Source organism: Nonomuraea sp. LPB2021202275-12-8 (assembly GCF_037044575.1).
In the GTDB taxonomy this organism is placed as follows: domain Bacteria; phylum Actinomycetota; class Actinomycetes; order Streptosporangiales; family Streptosporangiaceae; genus Nonomuraea.
Genome location: NZ_JBAHWD010000029.1, coordinates 58,636 through 83,583, shown reverse-complemented (window position 1 = coordinate 83,583; position 24,948 = coordinate 58,636). Strand labels below are relative to the sequence as shown.

Annotated in this window: 21 protein-coding genes, 1 pseudogene and 1 riboswitch; of the genes and pseudogenes, 8 read left to right on the top strand and 14 right to left on the bottom strand. The window is 71.6% G+C overall.

The genetic code is table 11. The features are described from left to right. Window positions 1-2: 2 nt before the first annotated feature. Complete coding sequence (locus V5E28_RS36560) at window positions 3-1,238, top strand: PP2C family protein-serine/threonine phosphatase (protein ID WP_336213900.1); 1,236 nt, start codon at window positions 3-5, stop codon at window positions 1,236-1,238. Between the two features lie 141 nt (window positions 1,239-1,379). Here the strand turns inward: V5E28_RS36560 and V5E28_RS36555 are convergent, their stop codons facing one another. Both V5E28_RS36555 and V5E28_RS36550 read right to left on the bottom strand, forming a co-directional pair. Next, window positions 1,380-2,132 carry a hypothetical protein gene (locus V5E28_RS36555; protein ID WP_336213899.1) on the bottom strand — a complete coding sequence of 251 codons (753 nt, stop codon included), beginning with the start codon at window positions 2,130-2,132 and terminating at the stop codon, window positions 1,380-1,382. A gap of 59 nt (window positions 2,133-2,191) precedes the next feature. Then, window positions 2,192-2,827 (bottom strand): annotated as a pseudogene (locus V5E28_RS36550) (ABC transporter ATP-binding protein); the annotation flags it as partial. Window positions 2,828-2,935: 108 nt separating this feature from the next. Here V5E28_RS36550 and V5E28_RS36545 point away from each other — a divergent pair. Continuing rightward, window positions 2,936-4,222, top strand: coding sequence for a sensor histidine kinase (locus tag V5E28_RS36545; protein ID WP_336213897.1), 1,287 nt, complete (start codon window positions 2,936-2,938; stop codon window positions 4,220-4,222). Beyond that, window positions 4,219-4,851 (top strand): response regulator transcription factor, encoded by a 633-nt coding sequence (locus V5E28_RS36540; RefSeq protein ID WP_336213896.1) that lies wholly within the window; start codon window positions 4,219-4,221, stop codon window positions 4,849-4,851. The genes V5E28_RS36545 and V5E28_RS36540 overlap by 4 nt, the downstream gene beginning before the upstream one ends. Before the next feature lie 230 nt (window positions 4,852-5,081). Here V5E28_RS36540 and V5E28_RS36535 read toward each other — a convergent pair whose 3' ends face one another. From V5E28_RS36535 to V5E28_RS36525, 3 genes are all read right to left on the bottom strand, one after another. Further along, window positions 5,082-5,453, bottom strand: a complete 372-nt coding sequence (locus tag V5E28_RS36535; RefSeq protein WP_336213894.1) for a WHG domain-containing protein — start codon at window positions 5,451-5,453, stop codon at window positions 5,082-5,084. A gap of 190 nt (window positions 5,454-5,643) precedes the next feature. Next, on the bottom strand, window positions 5,644-6,660 hold the full coding sequence (locus V5E28_RS36530; RefSeq protein ID WP_336213892.1) for a hemolysin family protein: 1,017 nt from the start codon (window positions 6,658-6,660) through the stop codon (window positions 5,644-5,646). Further along, window positions 6,657-8,003, bottom strand: coding sequence for a hemolysin family protein (locus tag V5E28_RS36525; RefSeq protein ID WP_336213891.1), 1,347 nt, complete (start codon window positions 8,001-8,003; stop codon window positions 6,657-6,659). The genes V5E28_RS36530 and V5E28_RS36525 overlap by 4 nt, the downstream gene beginning before the upstream one ends. 172 nt (window positions 8,004-8,175) lie before the next feature. Here V5E28_RS36525 and V5E28_RS36520 point away from each other — a divergent pair, with 172 nt between their 5' ends. Both V5E28_RS36520 and V5E28_RS36515 read left to right on the top strand, forming a co-directional pair. Then, complete coding sequence (locus V5E28_RS36520; RefSeq protein WP_336213890.1) at window positions 8,176-9,873, top strand: acyltransferase; 1,698 nt, start codon at window positions 8,176-8,178, stop codon at window positions 9,871-9,873. A gap of 10 nt (window positions 9,874-9,883) precedes the next feature. Then, a complete protein-coding gene (locus V5E28_RS36515; protein WP_336213889.1) occupies window positions 9,884-12,010 on the top strand; it encodes an alpha-galactosidase in 2,127 nt (708 codons plus the stop codon). 42 nt (window positions 12,011-12,052) lie between these two features. On the opposite strand, the gene V5E28_RS36510 is transcribed toward V5E28_RS36515, so the two are convergent. Both V5E28_RS36510 and V5E28_RS36505 read right to left on the bottom strand, forming a co-directional pair. Next, a complete protein-coding gene (locus V5E28_RS36510) occupies window positions 12,053-12,367 on the bottom strand; it encodes a MerR family transcriptional regulator (protein WP_336213887.1) in 315 nt (104 codons plus the stop codon). Between the two features lie 49 nt (window positions 12,368-12,416). After that, the gene (locus V5E28_RS36505) at window positions 12,417-12,860 is read right to left on the bottom strand and encodes an Hsp20/alpha crystallin family protein (RefSeq protein WP_336213885.1); all 444 of its coding nucleotides are present in this window, start codon (window positions 12,858-12,860) and stop codon (window positions 12,417-12,419) included. 456 nt (window positions 12,861-13,316) lie between these two features. Between V5E28_RS36505 and V5E28_RS36500 the strand changes: the two genes are divergently transcribed. Continuing rightward, entirely contained in the window at window positions 13,317-15,077 is a 1,761-nt protein-coding gene (locus V5E28_RS36500; protein ID WP_336213883.1) for an alpha-glucuronidase, read from the top strand. A gap of 31 nt (window positions 15,078-15,108) precedes the next feature. Here V5E28_RS36500 and V5E28_RS36495 read toward each other — a convergent pair whose 3' ends face one another. From V5E28_RS36495 to V5E28_RS36475, 5 genes are all read right to left on the bottom strand, one after another. Beyond that, a complete protein-coding gene (locus V5E28_RS36495; protein ID WP_336213882.1) occupies window positions 15,109-15,666 on the bottom strand; it encodes a hypothetical protein in 558 nt (185 codons plus the stop codon). 85 nt (window positions 15,667-15,751) lie between these two features. Continuing rightward, window positions 15,752-17,995, bottom strand: a complete 2,244-nt coding sequence (locus V5E28_RS36490) for a hypothetical protein (protein ID WP_336213880.1) — start codon at window positions 17,993-17,995, stop codon at window positions 15,752-15,754. Window positions 17,996-18,119: 124 nt separating this feature from the next. Next, window positions 18,120-19,289 carry a zinc-dependent alcohol dehydrogenase gene (locus tag V5E28_RS36485; protein WP_336213879.1) on the bottom strand — a complete coding sequence of 390 codons (1,170 nt, stop codon included), beginning with the start codon at window positions 19,287-19,289 and terminating at the stop codon, window positions 18,120-18,122. Continuing rightward, the gene (locus V5E28_RS36480; RefSeq protein ID WP_336213877.1) at window positions 19,286-20,179 is read right to left on the bottom strand and encodes an SRPBCC family protein; all 894 of its coding nucleotides are present in this window, start codon (window positions 20,177-20,179) and stop codon (window positions 19,286-19,288) included. The genes V5E28_RS36485 and V5E28_RS36480 overlap by 4 nt, the downstream gene beginning before the upstream one ends. Before the next feature lie 235 nt (window positions 20,180-20,414). Beyond that, window positions 20,415-20,885 carry a MarR family winged helix-turn-helix transcriptional regulator gene (locus tag V5E28_RS36475; RefSeq protein WP_336213876.1) on the bottom strand — a complete coding sequence of 157 codons (471 nt, stop codon included), beginning with the start codon at window positions 20,883-20,885 and terminating at the stop codon, window positions 20,415-20,417. A 112-nt stretch (window positions 20,886-20,997) separates the two neighbouring features. Between V5E28_RS36475 and V5E28_RS36470 the strand changes: the two genes are divergently transcribed. Further along, entirely contained in the window at window positions 20,998-21,174 is a 177-nt protein-coding gene (locus tag V5E28_RS36470; RefSeq protein WP_336213875.1) for a hypothetical protein, read from the top strand. 116 nt (window positions 21,175-21,290) lie between these two features. Here V5E28_RS36470 and V5E28_RS36465 read toward each other — a convergent pair whose 3' ends face one another. Then, window positions 21,291-22,022: a glycoside hydrolase family 25 protein gene (locus tag V5E28_RS36465; protein ID WP_336213874.1), complete on the bottom strand. Its 732-nt coding sequence runs from the start codon at window positions 22,020-22,022 to the stop codon at window positions 21,291-21,293. Between the two features lie 12 nt (window positions 22,023-22,034). Then, a riboswitch (cyclic di-AMP (ydaO/yuaA leader) is annotated at window positions 22,035-22,170 on the bottom strand. Window positions 22,171-22,546: 376 nt separating this feature from the next. Next, entirely contained in the window at window positions 22,547-23,848 is a 1,302-nt protein-coding gene (locus tag V5E28_RS36460) for a lysine N(6)-hydroxylase/L-ornithine N(5)-oxygenase family protein (protein ID WP_336213872.1), read from the bottom strand. A gap of 112 nt (window positions 23,849-23,960) precedes the next feature. On the opposite strand from V5E28_RS36460, the gene V5E28_RS36455 reads away from it, so the two are divergent. Beyond that, entirely contained in the window at window positions 23,961-24,908 is a 948-nt protein-coding gene (locus tag V5E28_RS36455; protein WP_336213870.1) for a methionyl-tRNA formyltransferase, read from the top strand. Window positions 24,909-24,948 lie beyond the last annotated feature (40 nt).

Below are 24,948 nucleotides of genomic sequence, written 5' to 3'. Positions count from 1 at the left end.
CGATGACGGCCCAGACCGGCCCTGAGCCCGGGCGGGACGGTGACGCGGCGGTCAGCGCCCTGCTGGAGGACAGCGCCGAGGACCTGTACGAGAACGCCCCGTGCGGCTACCTGTCCACGCTCATGGACGGGAAGATCGTCAAGATCAACAGGACGCTGCTGAACTGGCTCGGCTACACCCGCGACGAGGTCGTCGGCCGGATGTCCTTCGCGAACCTGCTCACGATGGGCGGCAAGCTCTACCACGAGACCCACTTCGCGCCGCTGCTGCGCATGCAGGGCGAGGTCAGCGGCATCGCGCTCGAGCTGAAGTCCGCCAACGGCACCCGGCTGCCGGTGCTGGTCACCTCCGTCGTGAAGACCGCCCCCGACGGCCGGCAGCTGCTCATCCGGGCCACCGTCTTCGACGCCCGCGACCGCCGCTCGTACGAGAGTGAGCTGCTGCGCGCCCGTAAGGAGGCGGAGGAGGCACGCCACGTCGCCGAGCGGGACCGCGAGCGGCTGCAGAGCGTGCTGGCGACGCTGCAGCGGAGCCTGCTGCCCCCGTCGCTGCCCGAGGTGCCCAACCTGGAGGCCGTCGCCGGTTACCACACGGCCTCCCCGGACAACCTGGGCGGCGACTTCTACGACCTGTTCTCGCTGGGCGACGAGCGCTGGTGCTTCTTCCTCGGCGACGTGTGCGGCAAGGGCCCCGAGGCGGCGGCCGTGACCTCGCTGACCCGCCACACGCTGCGCGCCGCCGCCCTGCACGAGCAGGACCCGGCCACCATGCTCAGCACGCTCAACACCGCCCTGCAGGAGCGCTACACCGGCAGCGACGGGCGCTACTGCACGGTCATCACCGGCGTCCTCTCCCCCGAAGGCGAGGGTTTCACCGCCACGCTCGCCAGCGGCGGCCATCCCCCGGCACTGCTGCTGCGTGCCGGCGGCGCGGCCGACTACCTGCCCACCACCGGCGGCATGCTGGTCGGCCTGCTGCCGTCGCCGTCGTTCGTCTGCGCCGACGTCCGGTTGCGTCCGGGCGACACCCTCCTGCTCTACACCGACGGGCTCACCGAGGCCCGCACCCACTCCGGTGACGGCCGTTACGGAGACGCGGCGCTGCTGGGCTTCGCCGACCGGATGGCCCCCGCCTCGGCCGCCGCCACGATCGAGGCCGTCACCCGCCTGATCGAGAGCTTCGGCGACGGCCTCGACGACGACACCGCCGTGCTGGCGCTGGGCGTCCCCGCCGCCTAGAGGCCCTCGACGCCGGCGTCCGGGATGAGCGCGGCCCGCCCCCAGGGCACGGTCGCTGCTGTCGCGTTCGACCAGGCAGTAGCCGCCGAGGTACTCCTTGGCCTCCGGGCCGGACCCTGTTCCGGCTGCCCCTCGGTTCTGTCAGGAAGAGCTTCCCGGGCCGGGGGAAATGGCCAAGGCGATCCCGATCGGCACCACCGTCCAGAGCGCGCAGATCGCGAACGCCGTCGTCGCCGGCATGGTCTGCGGGACTTGGTGGAGGAGTTGGAGCCCGGCGACCAGAGGGAGGAACTCGCCGACGTGCTCACCGCCGGGAATCGACATGAGGATGAACGGGAGGACGTGCAGGGTCGCGATCAGCACCACGGCCGCCAGCGCTCCGTTGCGCAGGAGGGCGCCGAGTGCCAGGCCGAGGAGCGCGGCGGTGACCAGGACGAGCGCCGCGGAGCCGATGAGCGGCCAGGCGTCCGGGGGCAGTGACGTCGGGTGGAGTCGCGCGATCACGGTACGGCCGTACAGGTGTCCGATGGTTCCGATGAGCACCAGCGTGACCAGGGACGTGCCGGTCAAGACCGCCGCCTTGGCAAGGAGGACGCCTCTGCGCGACGGCATGGCGGTGTAGGTCAGGTTGATCATCCTGGAGGCCTGCTCGCCGGTCATGGTGATCACGCCGAGTACGCCGACCACCAGCGCGGAGAGTGCCAGGCCGAAGAAGGCCACGCTCCATGCGGCCAAGGACGCCTGGTCGGGTGAGCGGCCGGCGTCGAGGCGGGGAAGGACCGTTCCGGCGGCGGGTACGGTCACGGCCAGCGCGGCGGCCACGGCGGCGGCCAGCGACCACAGGCTGGAGCGCAGGGTGCGGAACTTGATCCACTCCGCGGCCAGCGTTCTCATGACATGCCCCCCATGACCTCAAGGTAGACGTCCTCCAGGGACGCGCCTGGGCGGACGAACTCGGCGGTGGGCATGTCGGCCACCAGTCGTCCGCGGGCGATGACGACCAAGTGGTCGGCGGTGATCGCCATCTCGGACATCAGGTGACTCGAGACCAGCACCGTACGGCCCTCGGCGGCCATGGACTTGAGCAGGTCGCGCGTCCACCTGACGCCTTCCGGGTCGAGACCGTTGATCGGCTCGTCGAACAGCAGCACCGGCGGGTCGCCGAGCAGCGCCGCCGCCATGCCGAGCCGCTGTTTCATCCCGAGGGAGTAGGCCCGGATCCGCTTGCGGACCTCTCCCAGGCCCACCTGCCGGAGCAGGGGCGCGATCCGGTCGTACGGCAGGCCGTTGGAGGCGGCGAGCCATCGCAGGTGCTGGTCGGCGCGGCGGCCGCCGTGCACGGCCGTTGCGTCGAGCAGCGCGCCGACCCTGGTGAGGGGCCTGTCGATCTCGCGGTAACGCAGGCCGTCGACCGCGGCACGACCCGCCGTAGGGCGTTCGAGCCCGAGGATCAGCCGCATCGTGGTGGTCTTGCCCGCCCCGTTGGGGCCGAGGAAGCCGGTGACGCGGCCGGGACGTACCTCGAAGGAGAGGTCGCGTACGGCCACGTCGCGTCCGAAACGTTTGGTGAGTCCGGAAACTTCGATCATTGTCCGACGATCCCCCGTCGGACGCGTTTTCGCGTCTGCCCCAGGTCCGATTCGATATCAGACCGCGGGCCGATGTGCGGGGCCGGGTCGAGGGTCTACCGTCGAGGCGTGCCGGTGACCGAGATCCGTCCACCGTTGTTCAGCAGGGTGCCCAGGTGGGCCTGGGTGCTGCTCGATGGCCTGTGGGCGGTCGTGGTGGCGTTCCTCTACGTGCAATTGGTGAGCTACTACGACGCGGGCTGGGTGGGTGCCGTCTCGGCGCTGGCCACGACGCTGCCGCTGGCCGTGCGGCGGATCTGGCCGCGTGCGGTGTTCTGCGTCGTCATCGCCGGTGACATGGGCATGGTCGCGATGGTGCCGAGTGGAGGAGACGTTCTGGCCGTGCCCATGGCCGCCTATGCGGTCGCGCGGTTCGCCGGCGGTGCGTGGGCGGTCGGCGCGCTGCTGGCGGCGCTCGCGGTGGCAGGGAGCGCGCTGTTCCGGTGGCCGATGGCCGTCCAGAGTCTCCTGTGGGTGGTCGGGGTGCTGGTGGCCTTCTGGGCGGCCGGAGCGATGATGCGCGAGCGCTCGCTCTACGTCGAACGGCTGGCCGCGCACGCGGAGGAGCGCGCCAGGACGGAGGCGATGGAGGAGCGGTTGCGCATCGCCAGGGAGCTGCACGACGTCCTGGGACACAGCCTCAGCACGATCGCCGTGCAGGCGGGGGTCGCCGAGCACGTCGGGAAGCCGGAGGTGATGCGCCGCGCCTTGCGCTCCATCGGCGAGACGAGCCGGTCGGCGCTGCACGAAACCCGTCGATTACTCGGAATCCTGCGGGAGGACGGCGAGGCCTCGCGGGCGCCCGCCCCCACGCTGTCTGATCTGCCGGAGCTGGTGGAGCGCACCCGGACGGCCGGGGTCGACGCGCACCTGTCCGTCACCGGGGAGGTGCCGCGCGAGCTGGAGCTGACCGTGTACCGCATCGTGCAGGAAGCGCTCACCAATGTGATCAAGCATGCCGGGGCGCACCATGCCCGTGCGGCCGTGGTGCGGGAGGAAGAGGGCATCCGGGTCGAGGTGATCGACGACGGGCGGGGCGGGGAAGAGGGCGCTGCGGCGGCGGGCCATGGGCTGGCGGGGCTGCACGAGCGGGTGCGGGTGTTCGGTGGCGCCTTCGAGGCGGGGCCTCGGCCGCTGCATGGCTTCCGCGTGTACGCGTTCCTGCCGGTGCACGGCGCTCCGGAGGGCCCGCCGCGACGCCCCGTTCAGGAGTCCCTGCGCCCCCCGCCGAAGGACTCCGTGCTGGGCCCGTCCCAGGACTCCGTGCGGAGCCTGTCCCAGGACTCCCTGCGTCCAGCCGACCGGCTGGGAGACGCGAGCATCACGCGCCCGCCGACATCGGCGGAGGGGCCATGACCACCCGGGTGCTGGTCGCCGACGACGAGGCGCTGATCAGGGGGAGTTTCCGGCTGCTCGTCGACAGCGCGCCCGGCCTGTCCGCGGTGGCGGAGGCGGCCACGGGCGAGGAGGCGGTCGCGATCAGCCGTCGCGAACGACCCGACGTGGTGCTCATGGACGTCCGCATGCCCGTCATGGACGGCATCGAGGCCACCCGCCACATCTGCGCCGCGCAGCCGGAGGTGCGGGTTCTCATCGTGACGACGTTCGACCTCGACGAGTACGTCTACGGCGCGCTGCGCGCCGGCGCCGCGGGCTTCCTGCTGAAGGACACCCCGCCGCCCGATCTGCTCAGGGCCATCCAGGTGATCGCCGGCGGTGATGCGCTCCTCGCGCCCACCGTCACCCAACGGCTCATCGAGCGGTACGTGGCCCACGTGCCGCCCAGCAAGCTCGAGATCACCGAACGCGAGCGGGAGGTCCTGGTCCTGATCGCCAGAGGCCTGTCCAACCACGAGATCGGCGCCGCGCTCCACCTCAGCCTGGGCACGGTGAAGACCCACGTCGGCCACCTGCTGACCAAGCTCGGCGCGCGCACCCGGGTGCACCTCGTCATCGCCGCCTACGAAGCGGGCTTGGTGCCCTGACCAGATCAGGACGCTCTCGCACCTCGGACGTGTCTCCACGATCAGGCGGCTGCGTGGCGTGGCCGGCAGAGGGGTCCTCGACCAGGAAGACCCTGACATCCGGAGACCTCGTGGCCACCTTGGTGAGGACGGGGCGGTTCGACCTGACCGATGCGCAGTGGGCGGTGCGGGCTCCACGCCGACGAAGGAGGGCCTGCCGACGCCCAGCGGCGGCAGGCCCGTGAGGATGCCTATGCCTCGCCCTCGACCAGGGTGCGGATGCCTCGCAACAGGCAGGCGAAGTCCTCGTCACGGACGGACTGCGGGTGGCGGGCGAAGCGCCCTGCCGCCTCGCCAGCGGCGTAGCCCAGGACCGCGGTGCTCATGAGGCGCTCGGCACGCTCGGCCTGCTCCTGGCCGAGCCCGGCCTCGCGCAGTGCGGCGCACACGATGTCGCGCACCCCCCGCGCCTGCTCGGTCTGCGCGGCCCGCTGGAGCAGGAGGGGGAACACGGCGGGATGGCGCCCGGCGGTGGCCCGGATGGCGGTGGCGAGCCGGGTCAGCCGCTCGTCCCACGGCAGCTCGGCCGGTGGCGGCGGCATCTCGGCGAGCAGGGCCTCCACGAGGAGCTCACCCCCGGGGGTTCGACCCGCGCAGCACCCTGCTGCTGACGGTCGCGGCGGGGGCCACGCTCGCCCGCCCCGCCTCCTGGCGGTGGTTCACCTCGGGCAGCGTGGCGGCCTACGCCCTCGGCCCCGCGGGATGGCGGAGCATCCTGGAGCATCTGTCCGCCGCCTGAGGCCGCCTGAAGCGTCACGCCTTGACGAGCAGTGTGGCCAGCAGGTCGTCCAGGCTGACCAGGCCGCGCAGGGCGCCGTCGGCGTCGCGCACCAGCGCCAGCTGGCTGTGGGCGGCGCGGAGCCGGCTCCCCGCCTCGGCGACGGACGCGTCCGGCGGCAGGACCGGGATGCGGTACGCGAGCTCCCCGGCGGTGGTCTGCGCGCCGCGCCGGCGGGCGAGGTAGGCGTCACGCAGGTGCACCACCCCGGCGGGCTCGCGGCCGGTCCCGACGATCAGACGGGTGCGCCGGGCGCGCACGCAGGCGTCGATCACCTCCTGAGGGCCGGCGGTGGCGGGCACGGCGACGATCCGGTCCGGCGGCGTGATCATCGAGGTGATGACGGCGCTGGGCGCCCGCAGGGCCTGGCTGAGCACCGCGTGGTCGTCGCTGTCGATCAGGCCGAGCCTGCGGGACTCCTGCACCAGGTGCTGCAACTGCTCGGGCGTGCGCGGCACGGTCTCGCCCGCTTCGCGCGGACGTACCTTGAACAGGCGCAGCAGGCCGTTGGTGATGGCGTTGAGAGCGCTGATCAGCGGCCGGACGATCAGCGTGAAGGCGCGGAACGGCAGCGCCAGGATCGTGGCCGAGCGCTCGGGGTGGGCGATGGCCCACGACTTGGGGGCCATCTCGCCGAGCACCATGTGCAGGAAGGTGACCAGTGCCAGCGCGATGACGAAGGCGACCGCGTGCGCGACGGTCTCCGGCAGGCCCGCGGCGTGGATGAGCGGCGTCAGCGAGCCGGCGATGAGCGGCTCGGAGACCACGCCGAGGCCCAGCGAGCACAGCGTGATGCCGAGCTGGGCCCCGGCCAGCATGAGCGACAGCTCCCTGATGCCCGCCAGGGCGGCCGCGGCGGCCCTGCTGCCCTGTGCGGCCGCCACCTCCAGCCGGTGGCGCTTGGCGGCGACCAGCGCGAACTCCGAGGCGACGAAGAAGCCGTTGCCGATCAGCAGGAACAGGGTCAGCGCCAGACCTGTGGGCCAGTTCACGGCTGCTCCTCGGGGGCTTGCCTGCTGGGGGTCAGGCGGACGCGTTCGGGGACGTGCCGGTTCAGGGTCAGCACCTCGATGTCGGCGCGGGTGGGCTCGTCCGGGTCCAGGGTGGCGGGCAGCGCCACGGTGATGACGTCGCCGGGGACGGCGAAGCGGCCGAGCCGGTGCAGGACGAGCCCGGCCAGCGTGTCGTACTCGTCCTCGTCGGGCAGCCGCAGGCCGGTCTCCAGGGCGATCTCGTCGATGCGCAGGCCGGCGTCGAGCTCCCAGCCGCCGTCGCGCCGTACCGCGAGCGGGGTGTCGAGGTCGTTCTCGTCGGCGATCTCGCCGACGAGCTCCTCGGCCACGTCCTCCCAGGTGACCAGGCCGGCCAGGCCGCCGTGCTCGTCGACCACGCAGGCCACCTCCTCCCCCCGGGCGTGCAGCTGGGCCGCGAGGTCGGGCAGGGACAGGGAGAAAGGCACGATCAGCACGTCGTGCGCGATGTCGCCGACGCGGGTGGTGGCCGCCTCGGCGGGCGGCACGGCGGCGACGTCGCGCAGGCTGACCAGCCCCACCACGTCGTCCAGGGTCTCGCCGAGCACCGGGTAGTGGGTGTGCCCGCGGGCCGCGATGAGCTCGTCCAGCTCGGGCACGGTGGCGGAGGCCGCGACGGCGACCACCTCGACGCGTGGCACCATCACTTCCTCCGCGGTGTGGTCGGAGAAGGCCAGGGCGCGTTCCAGCACGTCGGCGTGGCTGCCGCGCAGGTGGCCGCGGGCCTCGGACTCGCCGATGATGTGGCCCAGCTCCTCCAGGGTGGCGCCGTGGTGCAGCTCCTCGACCGGCTCGATGCCGACGGCGCGCAGCAGCTTGTTGGCGGAGGTGTCGAACAGCTTGATGATCGGACCGGCGACCTTGAGATAGATCAGAGTGGATCCGGCCAGCGCCCGGGCCAGCGGTTCGGGCCTGGCCAGGGCGTAGTTCTTGGGCGCGAGCTCGCCCAGCACCATCTGGATCACGGTCGCCAGCCCGAAGCCGATCGCCAGCGCCACGGCGCCGACCATGCCCGCGGGCAGGCCGAGCGCGGTCAGCGCCGGTGCGATCAGCTCGGCCAGCGCGGGCCGCGCGATGAAGCCGACCACCAGGGCGGTGACGGTGATGCCGAGCTGCGCGCCGGACAGCATGAACGACAGCCGCTCCATCACCTGGACGGCCTTGGCCGCCTTCCGGTCACCGGCGGCGGCCTGCTGGGACAGGGTGATCCGGTCGGCGCCGACGTAGGCGAACTCCTGGGCGACGAAGTAGCCGGTGGCCAGGGTCAGCACGAAGATGGCCACCAGGCCGAGCGCCCCGCTCATCCCGCTCGCCCCCGGGAGTTCGGGTCCACCGGGGCCATCACCGTTCCTTCCTGTCGCGATCGTCCTGCTTGGACGCTATCCGATCAGTTCCGGTTGACATGACCTGGCCCGCCCGTGCAAGCGCTTTCCGTACGTTCTCGCTATCGTGGGACGCCGACCGCGAGGAGCTCGTATGGACACGGCACCCGGTGCCGACACGAAACTACTGGACTACAACGGCTGGCTGTTCTGGCACGAGGCGAGCGAGGAGCGGCGAAAGGCACAGCTCGACCGGCAGGCGGCCATCGCCGAGCTGTCGGGCGGCTCGATCGGGGCGCGGTCCTTCATCTCGGAGCTGGCCATGGTGCATCCGGCCGGCTTCCGGATGGGCGATGACTGCTACATCGCGGCCCACGCCTACGTCACCGGCACCTTCCACGCGGGCGACCACTGCACCGTGAACCCCTTCACCGTGGTGCGCGGCACCGTGACCATGGGCGACGGCGTCCGGATCGGGGCGCACACGTCCATCCTCGGTTTCAACCACTCGATGGAGCCGGACCGGCCCGTCCATCGGCAGCCGGTGACCGAGCGGGGCATCACGATCGGCGACGACGTCTGGATCGGCTCGAACGTGGTGATCGTGGACGGGGTCACGGTGGGCTCCCACGCGGTGATCGGCGCGGGCTCGGTCGTCACCAGGGACGTGCCCGCCTGGGCGGTCGTGGCCGGCAACCCGGCCCGCCTCCTCCGCGACCGCCGCGGCACCTCTCACGGGGCGGCGCACGCCCTGGCCGGTCTAGCGGCCAGGGCCAGGGAGCAGGTGGCCGAGATCGTCGGGCGGAGCTGGGAGCCGGGCGCGATCGCGTCCGACGGGACACCCGCCGGACGGTACGTGAACGCCCCCGGCGATCCCCCCACGCTGCGGGCCCACGCCGACGCCGTCGAGCTGGCGTACCTGCTGTCGGACGCCCCTCCGGGACAGCTGCCGCGCCAGGAGCACGTACGCAGGCTCCGGCGGAACCAGGATCCCGCGACCGGCCTGACCCCGCTGCTGGACGCCGCCGGGTTATCCGGACCCGCGCCCGCGGGCTTCGACGACGACACGGCGCACTACCACGTGCTCAGCCTCGGATACGCCCTCGACCTGCTCGGCTCCCGCTTCGAGCACCCCATAAGGGCGGTCGGGCGCATGTCGCCCGCCGACCTGGCGGCGGCGCTCGACGGCCGGCCCTGGCGCGACGGCGGCTGGGCGGCGGGGGCGGGCGTCGACACCCTGGGCACCGCCCTGATGTGGAACCTGCGCCACTCCCCCGAATCACCAGCGACACGGACCGACCTCGACGTCCTCTTCGGCCGGCTCCTGGCGCGCTGCCGGCGTGACAGCGGCATGTGGTCCCCGTCCCGGGCGAGCGACGGGCTGCTGCAGGCGGTCAACGGCTACTACCGGGCGGTACGCGGCTCGTTCGCCCAGTTCGGGCTACCGGTGCCGCATCCCGAACGGGTCATCGACACCGTGCTCACGCACGCGGCCGACGGCCGGCACTTCGGGCCGGGCCGCACCACCGCGTGCAACGTCCTCGACGTGGCGCATCCGCTCTGGCTGGCTCGGCAGCAGACCCGGCACCGGGCCGGCGAGACAACGGCTTGGGCCACCCGGCAGGTGGACGCGATCATCGAGCAGTGGGTCGACGGTCAGGGATTCCCCTTCGCCCACCCGCCGCTGAGCGGTCCGCACCACCGCGACCACCGGCCGGGTCTGCAGGGCACCGAGATGTGGCTGGCGACGCTGTGGTACGTCGCCGACCTGCTCGGCGTCGCCGAATCGCTCGGCTACCGGCCTCGCGGCGTCCACCGTCCGGAGCCCGCGCTCGACGTCCACCCCGCGTAGAAAGAGCGACATGCAGCCTGCAATCCACCACTTCAGAGCGGCCGGCGTCTCCGTGGTGATCGAGTGCCCGCGCGACGCCCTGCCCGCCATCCTGCACTGGGGGCCCGACCTGGGCCCGCTCGACGACCGCGCCCTCGCCGACCTCGCCGCCGCGCTGCGCCCGCCACAGGACGGCCTCGACGTTCCGGTACGCGTCGGGCTCGTGCCCGAAGGGCGCACCGGCTGGACGGGCATCCCGGGAGTCGCGGGCCACCGCCAGGGCCGCGACTGGTCACCCGCCTTCACCGCCACCACCTACGGGCTCACGGCCGCCGGCGACGTCCAGGCGCTGACCGCCGACGCCACCGACCCGCAGGCCCGTCTCGCCCTGTCGCTCACCGTCGAGCTGCACCCCTCGGGGCTCCTGCGGGCCAGGGCGGAGCTCCGCAACGAGCACGAGTCGCCCTACACGCTGGACGCCCTCAACCTCGCGCTGCCCGTGTCCGCCGTCGCCCGTGACCTGCTGGACCTGGCCGGGCGCTGGGGCAAGGAGCGCGTGCCGCAGCGCCGGCCGTTCACCGTCGGCACCCACCTGCGGGAGAACCGCCGTGGCCGCACCGGCGCCGACGCCGCCACCGTCCTGCTCGCCGGCACCCCCGACCTCGGCTTCCGCCGCGGCGAGGCGTGGGGCCTGCACGTCGGCTTCAGCGGCAATCATCGCGCGTACGCCGAGCGCACCGCCTCCGGCCGCACCCTGATCGGCGGCGGCGAGCTGCTGCTGCCGGGCGAGATCACCCTGACCGGCGGCGAGAGCTACCGCAGTCCGTGGCTCTACGCCACCTACGGGCGCGGCCTGGACCAGGCGGCCCACCGCTTCCACGACTACCTGCGCGCCCGCCCGAGGCACCCCTCGTCACCGCGCCCCGTGGTGCTCAACACCTGGGAGGCCGTCTACTTCGACCACGACCTGGACCGGCTGCTGGAGCTCGCCGACCGGGCCGCCGGGATCGGCGTGGAGCGGTTCGTCCTGGACGACGGCTGGTTCAAGGGGCGCCGTGACGACCACGCCGGGCTCGGTGACTGGTTCGTCGATCCCGGCGTCTGGCCGAGCGGGCTGAAGCCGCTGGTGGAGCGGGTCAGGTCACACGGCATGCAGTTCGGGCTCTGGTTCGAGCCGGAGATGGTCAATCCCGACTCCGACCTGGCCCGCGCCCACCCCGGCTGGATCATGCAGACGGGCGGCCGGATGCCGCCGGAGGCCCGATTCCAGCAGGTGCTGGACCTGAGCAACCCGGCCGCGTACGCCTACATCAAGGAGCGACTGCTCGCCCTGATCGGCGAGTACGGCATCGACTACGTCAAGTGGGACCACAACCGCGACCTGGTGGACGCCGGTTCGACGGTGAGCGGGCTGGCCTCCGTCCACGACCAGACCTACGCCGTCTACCGGCTGCTGGACGAGATCCGCGCGCTGCATCCGGAGCTGGAGATCGAGTCGTGCTCCTCCGGCGGAGCCCGCGTGGACCTCGGCATCCTCGAGCGCACGGACCGGGTGTGGGCCAGCGACTGCATCGACTCCACCGAGCGGCAGCAGATCATGCGCTGGACCGCGCAGCTGCTCCCGCCCGAGCTCATCGGCAGCCACGTCGGCTCCGGCCGTTCGCACACCACGGGCCGCCGTCACGAGCTGCCCTTCCGCGCCGCCACGGCCTTCTTCGGCCACTTCGGCCTCGAATGGGACATCACCTCGCTGACCGGCGAGGAGCTCGGCGAGGTGGCCGCCTGGATCGCCCTGCACAAGCGCCACCGGCAGCTCCTGCACACCGGCACCATGGTCCGCCTCGACGACGCCCCCGAGGGGTTCCAGGCTCACGGCGTGGTGGCCGCGGACCTCTCCGAGGCCGTCTTCGAAGTCGCCATGCTGGAACGCCCCGCCACCTGGCCTCCCGGCCTGATCCGCCTGCCCGGCCTGGCGCCGGGAACCGTCTACCGGGTCCGCCCCCTCGTGCCGGTGATCTCACGCTCGCGGGGGTCCGGGCCCGCCTGGACGGCGGGCGACGGCTTGTCCCTGCCCGGCTTGGTGCTGGCCGCCTCCGGCATCGCCGTGCCGGAGCTCTTCCCCGACGAGTCGGTACTGGTGCACCTGTCGGCGCTGTGACGTCAGACCGCCGCCTTCGGCTCCTCGCCGAGGGCGTGGCGCTCAGCCGTGATCCCGGGCGAGCCTGGCCCTGGCCTGCCGCAGCTGCTCGCGGACCTCGGCGAGCTCCTGCTCGAGCTCGAGGATGCGGCGGATGGCGACGAGCGTCATGCCCTCGTCCGCCATCCGCGTGACGTGCTGGACGTCGACGACGTCCCGGCGGGAGTAACGCCGCTGGCCTCCGGCGGAGCGGCTGGGGCTGACGACGTCGTGCTGGTCGAGGCGCCGCAGGAAGGCCTGCCGGACCTCCAGCATGTCGGCCACCTGCCCGAGGGAATACAGGGGCGCGCGCTCGTCGTCGAAGGGCAGCTCGGGCATGGTGACCTCCTCGGGGGGCGGGCCGGGGCACCCGCCCCCGGTGTCCCCGTCAGGCTCTGATGGCCTTGCTGTCGGTGCGGGTGTCGGCGCGCTGGATCTCCACCTTGCGCGGCTTGGCGCGCTCGAGGACCGGGATCCGCACGGTCAGCACGCCGTTGGTGTAGCCCGCGTCGATCCTGTCGCTGTCGAGGTGCTCTGACAGGTAGACGCGCCGGGTGAAGGCGCCCATGGGACGCTCGCGGACGAACAGCCGCTCGTCCTGGCCGATCTCCTCTTCACGGCGTGCGGTGACGCTGAGGACGCCGCGGTCGACCGTCACCTCGATGGAGTCGGGGTCGGCACCGGGAAGGTCGAAGCGCAGGATCACGTCGTCCTCGCGGCGCAGCCCGTCCATGGGCATGGCCGCGCCTGCGGTGTCGATGGCCTGGTGCGCGAGCCGGCTGAACTGACGCTCGAACTCCTGAAGGAACGGGTCGATCGACGTGAGAAGCATGGTCCGAACCTCCTTGTAGACTCTTCAGTGAGACCTAACCTCTAACCACAGTTATAGGTTAGGTCGCTCTGGGAGTCAAGGCAACCGGGAAATCCGCTTAGATGGGCCGCTGTGGGCGCCGGGGAAGGCCTCGCCCGGCTACGGGCTCAGGAGCTGGGCTTCGAAGGGGCGCCGAGGCCTCCGCCGGACATCCATCCGCTCCATGATCTCGTCGCGTTCCACGCGCCCGACTGTGACAGGCGGCCTCTCCGCCCGCCGCTCACCCGCGAGAAAAGGTCTGGGCGGGCACCGAACCCCTGTGTCGACGCAGGCCGCTTCGGGAGGCCATCATCACGATCGACTTATGGTCGGTCACGACGGAGCGATAGTTGTCAGAGCCGGACCGTAGATCTCCTGGGTTCGCGGCTCGACTCCCCGAGGCGGGCGGAACCTCGACACCCCATGCCGGAGGACCCCATGACCGTTCCCGAACCAGCCGGTGTGCACGCGGCGTGGCTCCCTCCGCCGGCGTTCCGGGCGGTCGGGGCCCGCCGCACCCTCGTACACGGGGACGGAGCCCTAACCGGCACCGTCCTCGACGAGGTCGCGCACGCCTGCGCGTGCCATGGCGGCAGCGTGCGGCGCCGGACCGACGGACGGCAGGCCGACCTCGTGCTCGCGCTCGCCACCGCGGACCGCCTGCCGCCCGCCGCGCAGGCGGTGCGTGACGTGTCCGGGCTGGACGCGCGGGCGATCGGAGACGAGGGGTTCCTGCTCGCCCGGCGTGGCGAAGTCACGGTGGTGCTCGCCGGCGGGCCCGCCGGGCTGCTGTACGGGCTGTTCCACGTGGTCCGGCTGGGCGAGGCGGCGTTCGGGCCCGCGCGGCCGGTCGAGCACCACCGGCCCGCGATGCGCCGGCGCATGCTCGACCACTGGGACAACGTCGACGCGCATCCGGTCATGGGGCAGGTCGAGCGCGGGTACGCGGGCGGGTCGATCTTCTGGAAGGACGGCCGCCCGCGTGGCGACCTGGCCAGGGTGCGGGCCTACGGGCGGCTGCTGGCCGCGGCCGGGGTGAACGCGGTCGCGGTGAACAACGTCAACGTGCACGCCACGGAGGCCCGCCTGCTGTCGGACCGGCTCGGCGACGTCGCCGCGATCGCGGACGAGCTGCGCGCGTACGGCATCCGCACGCACCTGTCGGTGACCTTCGCCGCGCCCGTCGTCCTCGGCGGGCTGCCGGCCGCCGATCCGCTCGACGAGGCGGTGCGGGCCTGGTGGGCGGAGACCACCGCGCGGGTGTACGACACCATCGCGGACTTCGGCGGTTACGTGGTCAAGGCCGACTCCGAGGGGCAGCCCGGGCCGTTCGCCTACGGACGCGACCATGCGGACGGGGCCAACATGCTGGCCGACGCGCTGGCTCCGTTCGGCGGGGTCGTGCACTGGCGGGCCTTCGTGTACGACCACCGGCAGGACTGGCGCGACCGGACCACCGACCGCGCCCGCGCCGCGTACGACCACTTCGCCCCGCTCGACGGGCGGTTCAGGCCGAACGCGATCCTGCAGGTGAAGCATGGGCCGATCGACTTCCAGGCGCGCGAGCCGGTGTCGCCGGTGATCGCGGCCATGCCGCGCACCCGCCTGGCGGTGGAGCTGCAGGTGACGCAGGAGTACACCGGTCAGCAGCGGCACCTGTGTCACCTGCCCCCGATGTGGCGCGAGGTGCTCGGCTTCTCGCCGGGCGGGCCCGGCGGGCCGACCGTGTCCGACATCGCGTCCGAGCTGGTCGCCGTCTCCAACGTGGGTGACGACCTCTACTGGACCGGCCATCCGCTCGCGCAGGCCAACCTGTACGCGTTCGGCCGGCTCGCCTGGGATCCGCGGCTCGACCCGGCCGCCGTTCTCGACGAGTGGATCGACCTCACCTTCACACCGGACGCGGCCGGTGTCCCGGAGCGGCTACGGCGCACGCTGCACGCGATGATGGACGGCTCCTGGCGCACCTACGAGCGCTACACCGCGCCGCTCGGCGTCGGGTTCGGGGCCGCGCAGGTGGCCGAGACGCGGCGGCTGTGGCGGGAGGTGGCCGGCCTGGTGAACCCGGAACTGCACGCGCGGGTCGCGGAGCTCCTCGACGAGCAGCTCCGCTCCGCCGAGGAGTGGCGCGACCAGGTCAACACCTACTTCTTCCGCAAGTCGGGAGTGCCCGACGCGCGCGGCCGGCGCATCCACTGAGCGGCCGGCGCCTGTCGCGGGCCCGGGTGATTCAGGACGCTCGTCGAGACCAGACGACGTCGTCGAGGAAGGCTTCGACGGCCGAGGTCACGCGGCCGAGGACCTCGGCCGACCTGTGCAGCGGCCCCGGCAGCTTCATGCCGTGATCGGCGCCCTCGACCTCCATGACGTGCGGCGTCAACTCCCCCGCCAGCGCGCCGTCCCAGAAGTCGTCCGCCGTGCCGCCGACGAGCAGGAAGGGTTCCGTGGACCGGCGCAGCGCCTCCGCGCACGCGGGAACCGTGAGCAACGGCGTCAGCCAGATGCCTGCCAGGCCCCGGTCCGCGGCCACGGCGGCGCCGAACGAGCCGAGCGACTTGCCGATCAGCACTGGCGCCGCCAGCCTCTCCACGACGGGCGACACCTGCTCGCGGACCCAGGACGGCCCCCTCTCCAGGAGCCGGTCCCTCGGCGGCGTCCAGGAGATCAGTTCGAGCTCGGCGTCACGCCGGGCGACCGCCTCGCTGACGTAGGCGAGCAGCCCTGCCTGCGGCCCGTACATGGCGCCAGGGATGATGACGGCGTTCCGGTTCGGCCTGCCTTCGGTCATCGACGAAAGATACCGCCCTTGACAGAGGCGGGTTGACTACCGGGAGAAACTCCCCCGATCGCCCGAAAGTCGGGACACGGTGGAGCTAGGCCGGTCTGGCGAGGCGGGCGAAGGACAGCACGACGACGGTCGACAGGAGCCAGCCCAGCATGCTGGCGATGTTCAGGAGCGTCGAGGTGAGCGTCCCCGCCCTGGTGCGCGTCTCGGCGTACCACGTGGCGCGCTGGCCCAGGGAGATGAGCGGGATGACGGTGTCGACCGTGTAGAACACGGGGTCGAAGCAGCGCACCTGCCCGTCGCCGCACGGCCCCGGACGAGTCGGCTGCCTCGCCGCCGTCGCGGTGGCGTCCGCCGGTCGCGACGTGCCGTCCACGGTCACCAGCCTGCCGTCGACCGCGTAGACGTTGCCGCGGGGGTCGGTGGCCCGCAGTGTCTGCTGGACGCCGGGCATCATCATCATGACGCCCACCAGGGCGAGCAGCGCGCCGAGCAACCACAACGTACGGCCAGGCCGGTAGCCGTAGCCGACGGTGAGGCCGTAGAGGAGGTCCTGCGTGTCGCGCAGGAAGCGGCGTGGTGAGCGCCCTCCCGGCGGTCGCTGCCGCCTGGCGTGCCTGCGCTGCTCGATGAGCAGCCGCTCGGCCTCCCCCGGGTGCCCGTGCTGGCGGAACACCCTGGCCACCTGCTCGTACGGGCCCGCGTCGAAGGGGACCATGGCGCGCAACCAGTCGCGGCGCGCCCGCCAGTCCCAGGAGCCGTCGAAGCGGTCATAGGTGAGCCCGGCGATCGCCGAACGCCGCGGCCATCCCGCGGGGTCGTCCGTGAGCACGGTGGTGATCGCGCCCGTAAGGTCGACCCAGTCGGGGACCCGCGCCCAGCGCAGGTCCATGCCGCCGCGAGCGGTGGCGGAGACCGCCTCGAGCCCGTCGGCGAAGGTGCCGCCCTCGCAGTCGAGCCGCCCCTCCACGACGCACCGGTTCAGCGACACGCGGCCGTCGGCGGTGAATCCGTCACCGAGCAGCACCGATCCCCTGACCACCACCCGCTGGAGTGAGAGAGCGTCGCCGCCTGGATTGCGCAGGCGGGCGCCGCTGGCGTCCAGGATGCCGCCGATCGTCGCGGAGCGGAACCTCAGCCTGCCGCCCGTGGTCTCCACGTCCCGCAGGTTCACCGCGCTGTCGACGACGACGCCCTGGGCCGCGACGAGCGAGCCGTCCTCGGGGTCGCTCCACCGGGTCTTCCGCAGCATGAGGTCACCCTTGAGGTGCGCCCCCGCCAGGCGCAGTGTGCCCTGCACCGTCACGCCTTCCTCGAACAGGAGGCTGGAGCGCAGCTCGGCGTTCGTCAGGTCGAGAGCACGCCCCCCGCCGACGGCGAACCGGCTGCCCCTGCGCACCTGGATGGTGCTGAAGGACCCCATGGACAGATCGACGCCGCCGCCGATCCGGCACTCGCCCTCGACGCTGAGGTCACCGCCCACGTAGAGCCCCGGCGCGCTGACGGCGGTCCCGGCGCTGCGCAGGCTGGAGTAGCCGACCCCGGTGACGGACCCGGTGGGCTCGAAGTCGGCGTTGCGGATGAGGAACTGCCCGGAGATCCTGGCGTGGCCCAGGTCCAGGCGGCCCCCGAGCAGGGGGCGGCGGCCGGTCTGGTCGTCGATGAGGAAGAAGCTGCCGCCGATCTGGGCATCGCCCAGGTCCAGGGCCAGCCCCCGGTCCGGCCGGGTCAGGCGGGCGCCGGTCAGGTCCAGCGAGCCGCCCACCTGGATGCCGAGGAGCCGCATTCCGCCGCGGGCCTCGAACCCGTGCAGCAGCCGGATCGTCCCGCCGACTCGCATGCGGTCGGCCTGCACGGCGCGCATCTCGGCGTCGATGACGGTGTCCAGGCAGATCAGCCGCCCGCCGATCTCCGACTCGCACAGCCACACCGCCGCGCTGCAGGAGGTGCTGGCCGAGGTCCACAAGCCGCCGCTGATGCGCGACCGGGACAGGTCCAGGTCGCGGCGCACGCGCAGCCCGTTGGCCAGGATGCCGGGAACGGTGCATCCGTCCAGCACGAGCAGGTGTAACTCGGCGCCGTCCAGGTTGACGGGACGCTCGAAGGCGCAGTCCACGAAGCGCAGCGGGAAGGGGACCTGCATGCCGCTCAGGTCCAGGTCCCCGTCGATTCTGGCGGCCTCGACGGTCAGCCCTCGCGGGTCGATGTCGTCGAGGCCGCGCCGGCACAGGTCGCGCAGCAGCCGGCTGTCCACCACGAGCTCCTCGCCGTCGCGCGCGCGAAGCGTCTTTCCGGAAGCGCAGGCTCGGAACAGGGTCACCTCATCAAGCATGCGCTCAGGTTATTCTCCGCGATCATGCCGGAGGTGGCGTACCACCACCACAGCGACGGCAGCAGGAGCGGCGCCGAGACCGGCGCCGCCGGCGGCGTGCAGCGTTTGAGGCCTCATCAGGCTCCTACGGCGTGAGCACGACCTTGTTGCAGCGGTCCTGCTTGTTCTTGAACAGCTCGAACCCGCGCGGCGCCTCGCTCAGCGGCAGCCGGTGGGAGATGACGAAGCTCGGGTCTATCTCGCCGCCGCGGATCCTGTCCAGCAGCGGCCGCAGGTAACGCTGCACGTGGCACTGGCCGGTGCGCAGCGTCAGGGACCGGTTCATCAGCGAGCCCATCGGGAACTTGTCCAGCAGCCCGCCGTAGACGCCGATGACCGACACCACGCCGCCGTTGCGGCAGGCCATGATCGCCTCGCGCAGGGCGTACGGGCGCTCGGTCTCCATCCGGGTGGCCTGCTTGGCGCGGTCGTAGGCGTACATGGCCGGGGTCGGGTGGTGCGCCTCCATGCCGACGGCGTCGATGCAGGCGTCGGGCCCCTGGCCGCCGGTCATGTCACGCAGCGCGTCCAGCACGTCCACCTCTTCGTAGTGGAGCGTCTGCGCGCCCGCGCGCCGCGCGTACTCCAGCCGGTAGTCGTAGCGGTCGATGCAGATCACCCTGTCGGCGCCGAGCAGGAAGGCGCTGGCCACGGCGAACTGGCCGACGGGCCCCGCCCCCCAGACGGCGACCGTCTGGCCGGGCTTGATGTCGCACATCTCCGCGCCCATGAACCCCGTGGGCAGGATGTCGGACAGGAACAGCACCGACTCGTCGGGCAGGTCGTCCTCGATCTTGATCGGCCCCACGTCGGCGAACGGCACCCGCGCGTACTCGGCCTGCCCGCCCGCGAAGCCGCCCAGCATGTGCGAGTAGCCGAAGATGCCCGCCGGGGAGTGGCCCATCAGCTTCTCGGCCAGGCCGGCGTTGGGGTTGGAGTTCTCGCACACCGAGTACAGGCCCCGCTCGCAGGCGAAGCAGTTGCCGCAGGCGATCGGGAACGGCACGACGACCCGGTCGCCGGCGCGCAGGTTCGACACGCCGGGACCGACCTCGACGACCTCGCCCATGAACTCGTGGCCGAGCACGTCGCCCTTCTTCACCGTCGGGATGTAGCCGTCGACCAGGTGCAGGTCGGAGCCGCAGATCGCGGTCGAGGTGACGCGGACGATCGCGTCGCGGGCGTTGAGTATCCGGGGGTCGGGCACGTCCAGCACCTCGACGGTGTTGCGGCCGGTCCAGCAGTTGGCCTTCATGACCGCCCCCCGACCGGCTGGGCCGGGCGCTGCCCGAGTTGGCGCAGTGTGTGAGTGCCCTCGGGGCTCGCGTCGGAGCGCAGCACCTCGCCGGTCTCCATGACCTGCTTGAAGCGGCGCAGGTCGTCGCGGATCTGCTGCTCGGGGTGCTCGCCGAGCATCCTGGCGATGGCGGCGCCGAGCGTGCGGCCCGGCATGCCGTACTGCGTGGTGACGTCCACCCGCGTGCCGTGCCCGTTGGGGCCGTCGATGAAGCTCACCGAACCGCTGGTGGTGACGTCCGAGCCGCGCACGGATCCCCAGACGATCACCTCACCCGCCCGCTCGTCGAGGATCTCCGCCTCCCACACGAGGTCGGCGGCCGGCCCCTTCGCCGTCCACCGCGATCGGCGCTCGCTGCGCACCTGCACCGACTTCAGGTGGGTCATGAACGTCGGCAGGTTCTCCAGGTCGCGCCAGAACAGGTAGACCTCGTCGCGCGGCCGGTTGATCATGATCGAGGCGCGCAGCTTCAGCGGGCCCCGCCGGGCGCGGGAGCCGCGCACCGCGCACAGCACGTCGAGTGCGGTGATACCCGTGACCGCCGCCGTCGCGGCCGCGACCCGGCGGCGCCTGCCTCCCGAGCGGCCGGTCAGCGCCGTGCCCAGCAGGGCCAGGTCCATCGCGTCACCGGCCACCCTGCTCCACGCCCATCGCGCGGGCTGGCGGCCGCCCAGCATCAGTGCCGCGTGCATCAGCTCCCGGCCGCCCACCAGCTTGGTGATCCTGGCTGCCGCCGGGTGGTCGTCGACGCCGCTCAGGCGGCTGATGGCGCGGGGCGCGGTCAGTTGCGCCGCGCCCAGCGCCAGGCTGACCCACCCGAGCGCGCGGGCGAATCCATCGGTTCTCATACGTCCTCACAGCTGTTCGGTGTACGGCGAGACACCACGTCGCTGTGGGCCTCGTGCCCGGCCCGTACCCGCTTGACCAGGGATGACACCGTGTATCGCGATAGCCACCAGGATGGCGGCAGGGCGCCCGTGGGTACGTCCCCGGGCATGCTCGTCGCCCTGGTCGGCGATCGGTCCTGCCCTCCGAACTGGCCGCCAGGGAGGCGCGCGAGCTGCCTCGGGGTGGAGAGGTTGCCTAGGCCTGCACCTGGGGATTATTGGCGCGGTGCGTTGCCGAGATCACTCGCATCAGCGACTGGTGCAGTTTCTCGAGCTCCTCGATGTCCATGCCGAGCCGGGCAATGATGGCAGGAGGGATCTTCTCCGCTTCGGCCCTGAGTTGCCGACCGGCTGGAGCGAGGGTCACGGCCAAGGCGCGTTCGTCCTGACTGTTGCGCTCGCGGTGGATGTAGCCAAGGGCCTGGAGCCGCTTGAGGAGCGGGGAGAGCGTGCCTGGGTCGAGCTGGAGCAGCTCTCCCAGTTCCTTGACCGACAAGGGCTCGTTTTCCCAGAGCGCGAGCATGACCAGGTATTGCGGGTGGGTCAGCCCCATGGGTTGCAGCAGCGGTCGATAGAGGCTGATCACGCTGCGTGAGGCGATGCTGAGGGCGAAACACACCTGCCGGTCCAGCGCCAAGAGGCCTGTTGCCTCTCTCACAGTCTCCATATGTGTACGCCTCCTACGAGCTCTGGTAGTTTACTTGGTGTACAAATCGTTAGCCTACCAATAGATGCCACGCAAATCGACTGTGGCCGGGCCCTTCGGGGAGGGACACCTCATGTTTCATCGCAAGCCGATCGAGGACCGCATCGCCGAGCGCGTAGCGAAGCTGCCTCCGCTGAAGGAGGGCAGGCACTTCGAGCATGGCCCGGCCAAGTTCGTGTTCATCGCACTGCTCACCGCGGTGGCAGCCATGCACCTCATCGGGCTGGCCATCGTCATGCACTTCGCCTGAGAGCATGCCCAGGCGTGCGCCTGCCGGAAGTTGGCTGCGTGGGCGGTCGTGCCAGGTGTCTGCGTATGCTGCGGATCTCCGCTGCCGAAAGGGCTGAACTACGACCATAGCTCGCCTCAGCGCCGGCCGAGGGCGCGCAGCCCGTCGGGGGTGAGCGAGGAGACGTTCTGGTCGACGGGGGTGTCGGAGTACTGGTGGATGGTCCAGTACTTCCAGTCCGCGGGCGGGGTGACGGTGCCCTTGGGCTTGCTGTAGTGGGCCACCCAGAGGGGATATTCGGCCAGTCCCCTGCCGTAGGTGTCGGCGAAGTTCCATCCGCTGTAGAACATCGGGGTGATGCCGGTCGTGTCCTCGACGTAGGACAGCCAGGTCCTGGCCCAGTTGTTGACCTGTTCGACGGACAGGCCGTCGGTGGTCTCCAGGTCCAGCACCAGCAGGTCACCGCGCTTGCCGGGCTGGGCGTTCACCACGGACAGGAAGTGGTCGGCTTCGGCGACGGGATCGTTGCCGGGGTGACCGTAGTGGTAGGCGCCGCGCACGATGCCTTTCTTGTCCAGCTCCCGCCAGTGCCGGGCGAAGGTGCCGTCGCGGAAGCTCACGCCCTCGGTCGCCTTGATGATGCCGAACTTGGCGGGGCTGGCGTTCCAGTCGTGCTGGGGCTGGTAGTTGGAGACGTCCTGGCCGTAGGTGAGCGGGACCTGTTCGCGGCCTTGGTGAGCCGGCGGATGGTCGACGGCGTACGCGGGGCCGGTCAGGGCGACCGCCGCCAGGATCGCACCGGCGATGGCGTAGCCGGGGAGGTTCAGCAGGCGCCTGGGGGAAAGGGCGGCGAGCCGAGGCTCGGGCATGAGGGAATTGACTCCTTGCTTCCATGCCGCCTACCGGGTTAGCTGACGGGTTCGGGCGTGGAAGTGCCCTACGGACGCAAGGCGTCCGATTCACCCCAGAAACTTGGGTCCCCGGCTCCGCGAGATGCGGACTCGGCGGCCGTGCGCCGTCCCGAGGAGGGGGCTCGCCAGGACAGCGCACGGTCCGGTCAACGAATGGGCAACGGATGGGCGAGGGGAGCCCGATCCGTGTGCCACGATGAGGCAAAAGGTATATACAGCCCCATAAGTGCACAAGTAGGCAAACCTTACAGATGGCCTGACTGAGCCTTACCTGCCCCCGAAACCCCGTACCCGCCGGGGTTTTCGCGCTCGGTAAAATTTGGCAAAGGCCCGCACGGTCGTCATGGCGCCGCACGACCTCGACCAGGCGCGCCGATAGACCGACCTCGTCGAGGACGTCTTCGCGGGCGTTGCGTGGCGACGGCCGACCCCGTCGGCGTGACTCCGCCGGTCATCCCGATCGGCCGCCACCACGACGCGGCTCAGCGCGACATGGCGTAGGTGCCGCGGCGGAGCCGGTCGGCCATCGACTGGACGATCTCCCCCACCCGGACCGCGGTGTTGGACAGCAGGGTGGAGGTGAGGCCGTGGGTGTGCTCGGTGGCTCCCTGGACGTAGATGCCGCAGCGCACCGCCCGTGGGGTCGCGACGCGGTAGTCGCGGCCGATGCGCACGCCGCCGCCGGGCAGCCGGTCGCAGTGCTCGCCGATCGCGCCGAGCAGGGTGAGCGGGTCGGCCGGCCGGTAGCCGGTGGCGAAGACGATGACGTCGGCGTCCAGCAGGGTGCGCTCACCGGTGGGCAGGAACTCCACGGTGGCGCGCACGCCCGCCTCGTCCTTGTCGACGTCGACGAGCCGGGAGGCGTTGAGGATGCGCAGGCGCTCCTTGCCCAGCACCTTCTCCTGGTAGTGGCGGCGGTACAGGCCGTCGATGACCTCCAGGTCGACCACCGAGTAGTTGGTGGAGGCATGGTAGGCGCGCAGCCGCGACTTGACCTCGTCGGGCGCGGTGTAGAAGTGGTCGACGGCCACCGGGTCGAAGATGCGGTTGGCGAAGGAACTGTCGTCGGCGGGGGTGTAGCCGTACTTGGCGAAGACGGCGCACACCTCCGCGTCGTGGAAGACGGCGTGCAGGTGGTCGGTCACCTCGGCGGCGCTCTGCCCGGCTCCGACCACGACGAGCCGGCGCGGATCCCGCAGCTCGGGCAGCCTGTCCAGTAACTCGTCGCTGTGCCAGATCCGCTCGCCGCTCACCACGCCCTCCGGCAGGACCGGTTCGAGCCCGGCGGCGACGACCAGGTCGCGGGTGCGCCGGGTGGTCAGCGTGCCGTCACTCTGGCGGACGACCACGTCCAGGAAATCCACCGCTCCGTCCACGGTCACCGGGGTGACCATGACCACCTCGGACCCGTACGCCACCTGGTCGGCGAAGGGGGCGGCCGCCCATTCGAGGTAGTCGTGGAACTCCAGCCGGGACGGGAACATCGTCTTGTGGTTGATGAAGTCCAGCAGCCGCCCCTTGTCCTGCAGATAGCTGAGGAAGCTGAACTCGCTCCCCGGGTTCCGCATGGTGACCAGGTCCTTGAGGAAGGACACCTGCATGGTGGTCCCTTCCAGCAGCATGCCCCGGTGCCACCCGAAGGCATGCTGCTTCTCGAGGAACACGGCGTCGATCACCTCGCCCGTCCTCGCCTGGTGCTCGCGCAGCGCGATCGCCAGGGCGAGGTTGGACGGCCCGAAGCCGATGCCTATGAGGTCGTGGACGTGCTGATCCGAAGAGGACATGTAGTGCCTTCCTGGCGGCCGATTCCGGGGTGGATGACCGACCTGAATTAGGTTAGCCTGGCCTAATTAAGGTGAGCCTAACCTGATCGGATCCCCTCGACAAGGAGACACCATGCGGGTCGTGATGTTCGGTTACCAGACCTGGGGACACCGCACGCTCCAGGCGCTGCTGGATTCCGGGCACGAGGTCGTGCTCGTGGTGACGCACCCCAAGAGCGACCACGCCTACGAGCGGATCTGGAGCGACTCGGTGGCCGAGCTGGCGCAGGCGCGCGACGTCCCGGTGCTGCTGCGCAACCGGCCCGACGACCAGGAGCTGATGGCCCGGCTCAAGGAGGCCGAGCCGGACCTCATCGTGGCGAACAACTGGCGGACCTGGATTCCGCCGGAGATCTTCCGCCTGCCCCGGCACGGCACCCTGAACGTGCACGACTCGCTGCTGCCCGCCTACGCCGGTTTCTCACCGCTGATCTGGGCGCTGATCAACGGCGAGCGGGAGGTCGGCGTCACCGCGCACATGATGGACGAGGAGCTGGACGCCGGCGACATCGTGGTGCAGCGCGCCGTGCCCGTCAGGCCCGAGGACACCGCCACCGACCTGTTCCACCGCACGGTCGACCTGATCGGCCCGGTCGTCACCGAGGCGCTGGACCTCATCGCCTCCGGCCGGGCGGACTGGACCCCGCAGGACCGCTCGAAGGCCAGCTTCTTCCACAAGCGGTCGATCGAGGACGGCAACATCGACTGGACGTGGCCCGCAGAGGACATCTCCCGGCTGGTCCGCGCGCAGTCCGACCCCTACCCCAACGCCTTCACCCACTACAACGGCGAGCGCGTCCGGGTGCTGAAGGCCTCGGTGTCCCGGGGGATCTACGGCGGCACCCCCGGCCGTGTCTTCATCCGCGAGGGGGACGGCGTGGTCATCGTCGCCGGCGCCGACGCCCGCCGTGGCCGTAACCACGGGCTGGTGATCGAGCGCGTCCGCACCGAGGACGGCGCCGACCTGCCGGCCACCGAGCTCTTCCGCACCATGGGCGGCTATCTCACGCGTCAGGCGTAACGACACAGGGGCATATCACCGCGATAGGGGCAATCTGCCA

What these genes read in the sequence shown, in the direction of transcription:
- V5E28_RS36490 (WP_336213880.1), bottom strand. Translation starts at nt 17,995, where the DNA reads ATGCTTGATGAGGTGACCCTGTTCCGAGCCTGCGCTTCCGGAAAGACG.
- V5E28_RS36540 (WP_336213896.1), top strand. Translation starts at nt 4,219, where the DNA reads ATGACCACCCGGGTGCTGGTCGCCGACGACGAGGCGCTGATCAGGGGG.
- V5E28_RS36560 (WP_336213900.1), top strand. Translation starts at nt 3, where the DNA reads ATGACGGCCCAGACCGGCCCTGAGCCCGGGCGGGACGGTGACGCGGCG.
- V5E28_RS36505 (WP_336213885.1), bottom strand. Translation starts at nt 12,860, where the DNA reads ATGCTTCTCACGTCGATCGACCCGTTCCTTCAGGAGTTCGAGCGTCAG.
- V5E28_RS36455 (WP_336213870.1), top strand. Translation starts at nt 23,961, where the DNA reads ATGCGGGTCGTGATGTTCGGTTACCAGACCTGGGGACACCGCACGCTC.
- V5E28_RS36465 (WP_336213874.1), bottom strand. Translation starts at nt 22,022, where the DNA reads ATGCCCGAGCCTCGGCTCGCCGCCCTTTCCCCCAGGCGCCTGCTGAAC.
- V5E28_RS36475 (WP_336213876.1), bottom strand. Translation starts at nt 20,885, where the DNA reads ATGGAGACTGTGAGAGAGGCAACAGGCCTCTTGGCGCTGGACCGGCAG.
- V5E28_RS36500 (WP_336213883.1), top strand. Translation starts at nt 13,317, where the DNA reads ATGACCGTTCCCGAACCAGCCGGTGTGCACGCGGCGTGGCTCCCTCCG.
- V5E28_RS36480 (WP_336213877.1), bottom strand. Translation starts at nt 20,179, where the DNA reads ATGAGAACCGATGGATTCGCCCGCGCGCTCGGGTGGGTCAGCCTGGCG.
- V5E28_RS36460 (WP_336213872.1), bottom strand. Translation starts at nt 23,848, where the DNA reads ATGTCCTCTTCGGATCAGCACGTCCACGACCTCATAGGCATCGGCTTC.
- V5E28_RS36520 (WP_336213890.1), top strand. Translation starts at nt 8,176, where the DNA reads ATGGACACGGCACCCGGTGCCGACACGAAACTACTGGACTACAACGGC.
- V5E28_RS36525 (WP_336213891.1), bottom strand. Translation starts at nt 8,003, where the DNA reads ATGAGCGGGGCGCTCGGCCTGGTGGCCATCTTCGTGCTGACCCTGGCC.
- V5E28_RS36470 (WP_336213875.1), top strand. Translation starts at nt 20,998, where the DNA reads ATGTTTCATCGCAAGCCGATCGAGGACCGCATCGCCGAGCGCGTAGCG.
- V5E28_RS36555 (WP_336213899.1), bottom strand. Translation starts at nt 2,132, where the DNA reads ATGAGAACGCTGGCCGCGGAGTGGATCAAGTTCCGCACCCTGCGCTCC.
- V5E28_RS36485 (WP_336213879.1), bottom strand. Translation starts at nt 19,289, where the DNA reads ATGAAGGCCAACTGCTGGACCGGCCGCAACACCGTCGAGGTGCTGGAC.
- V5E28_RS36495 (WP_336213882.1), bottom strand. Translation starts at nt 15,666, where the DNA reads ATGACCGAAGGCAGGCCGAACCGGAACGCCGTCATCATCCCTGGCGCC.
- V5E28_RS36510 (WP_336213887.1), bottom strand. Translation starts at nt 12,367, where the DNA reads ATGCCCGAGCTGCCCTTCGACGACGAGCGCGCGCCCCTGTATTCCCTC.
- V5E28_RS36515 (WP_336213889.1), top strand. Translation starts at nt 9,884, where the DNA reads ATGCAGCCTGCAATCCACCACTTCAGAGCGGCCGGCGTCTCCGTGGTG.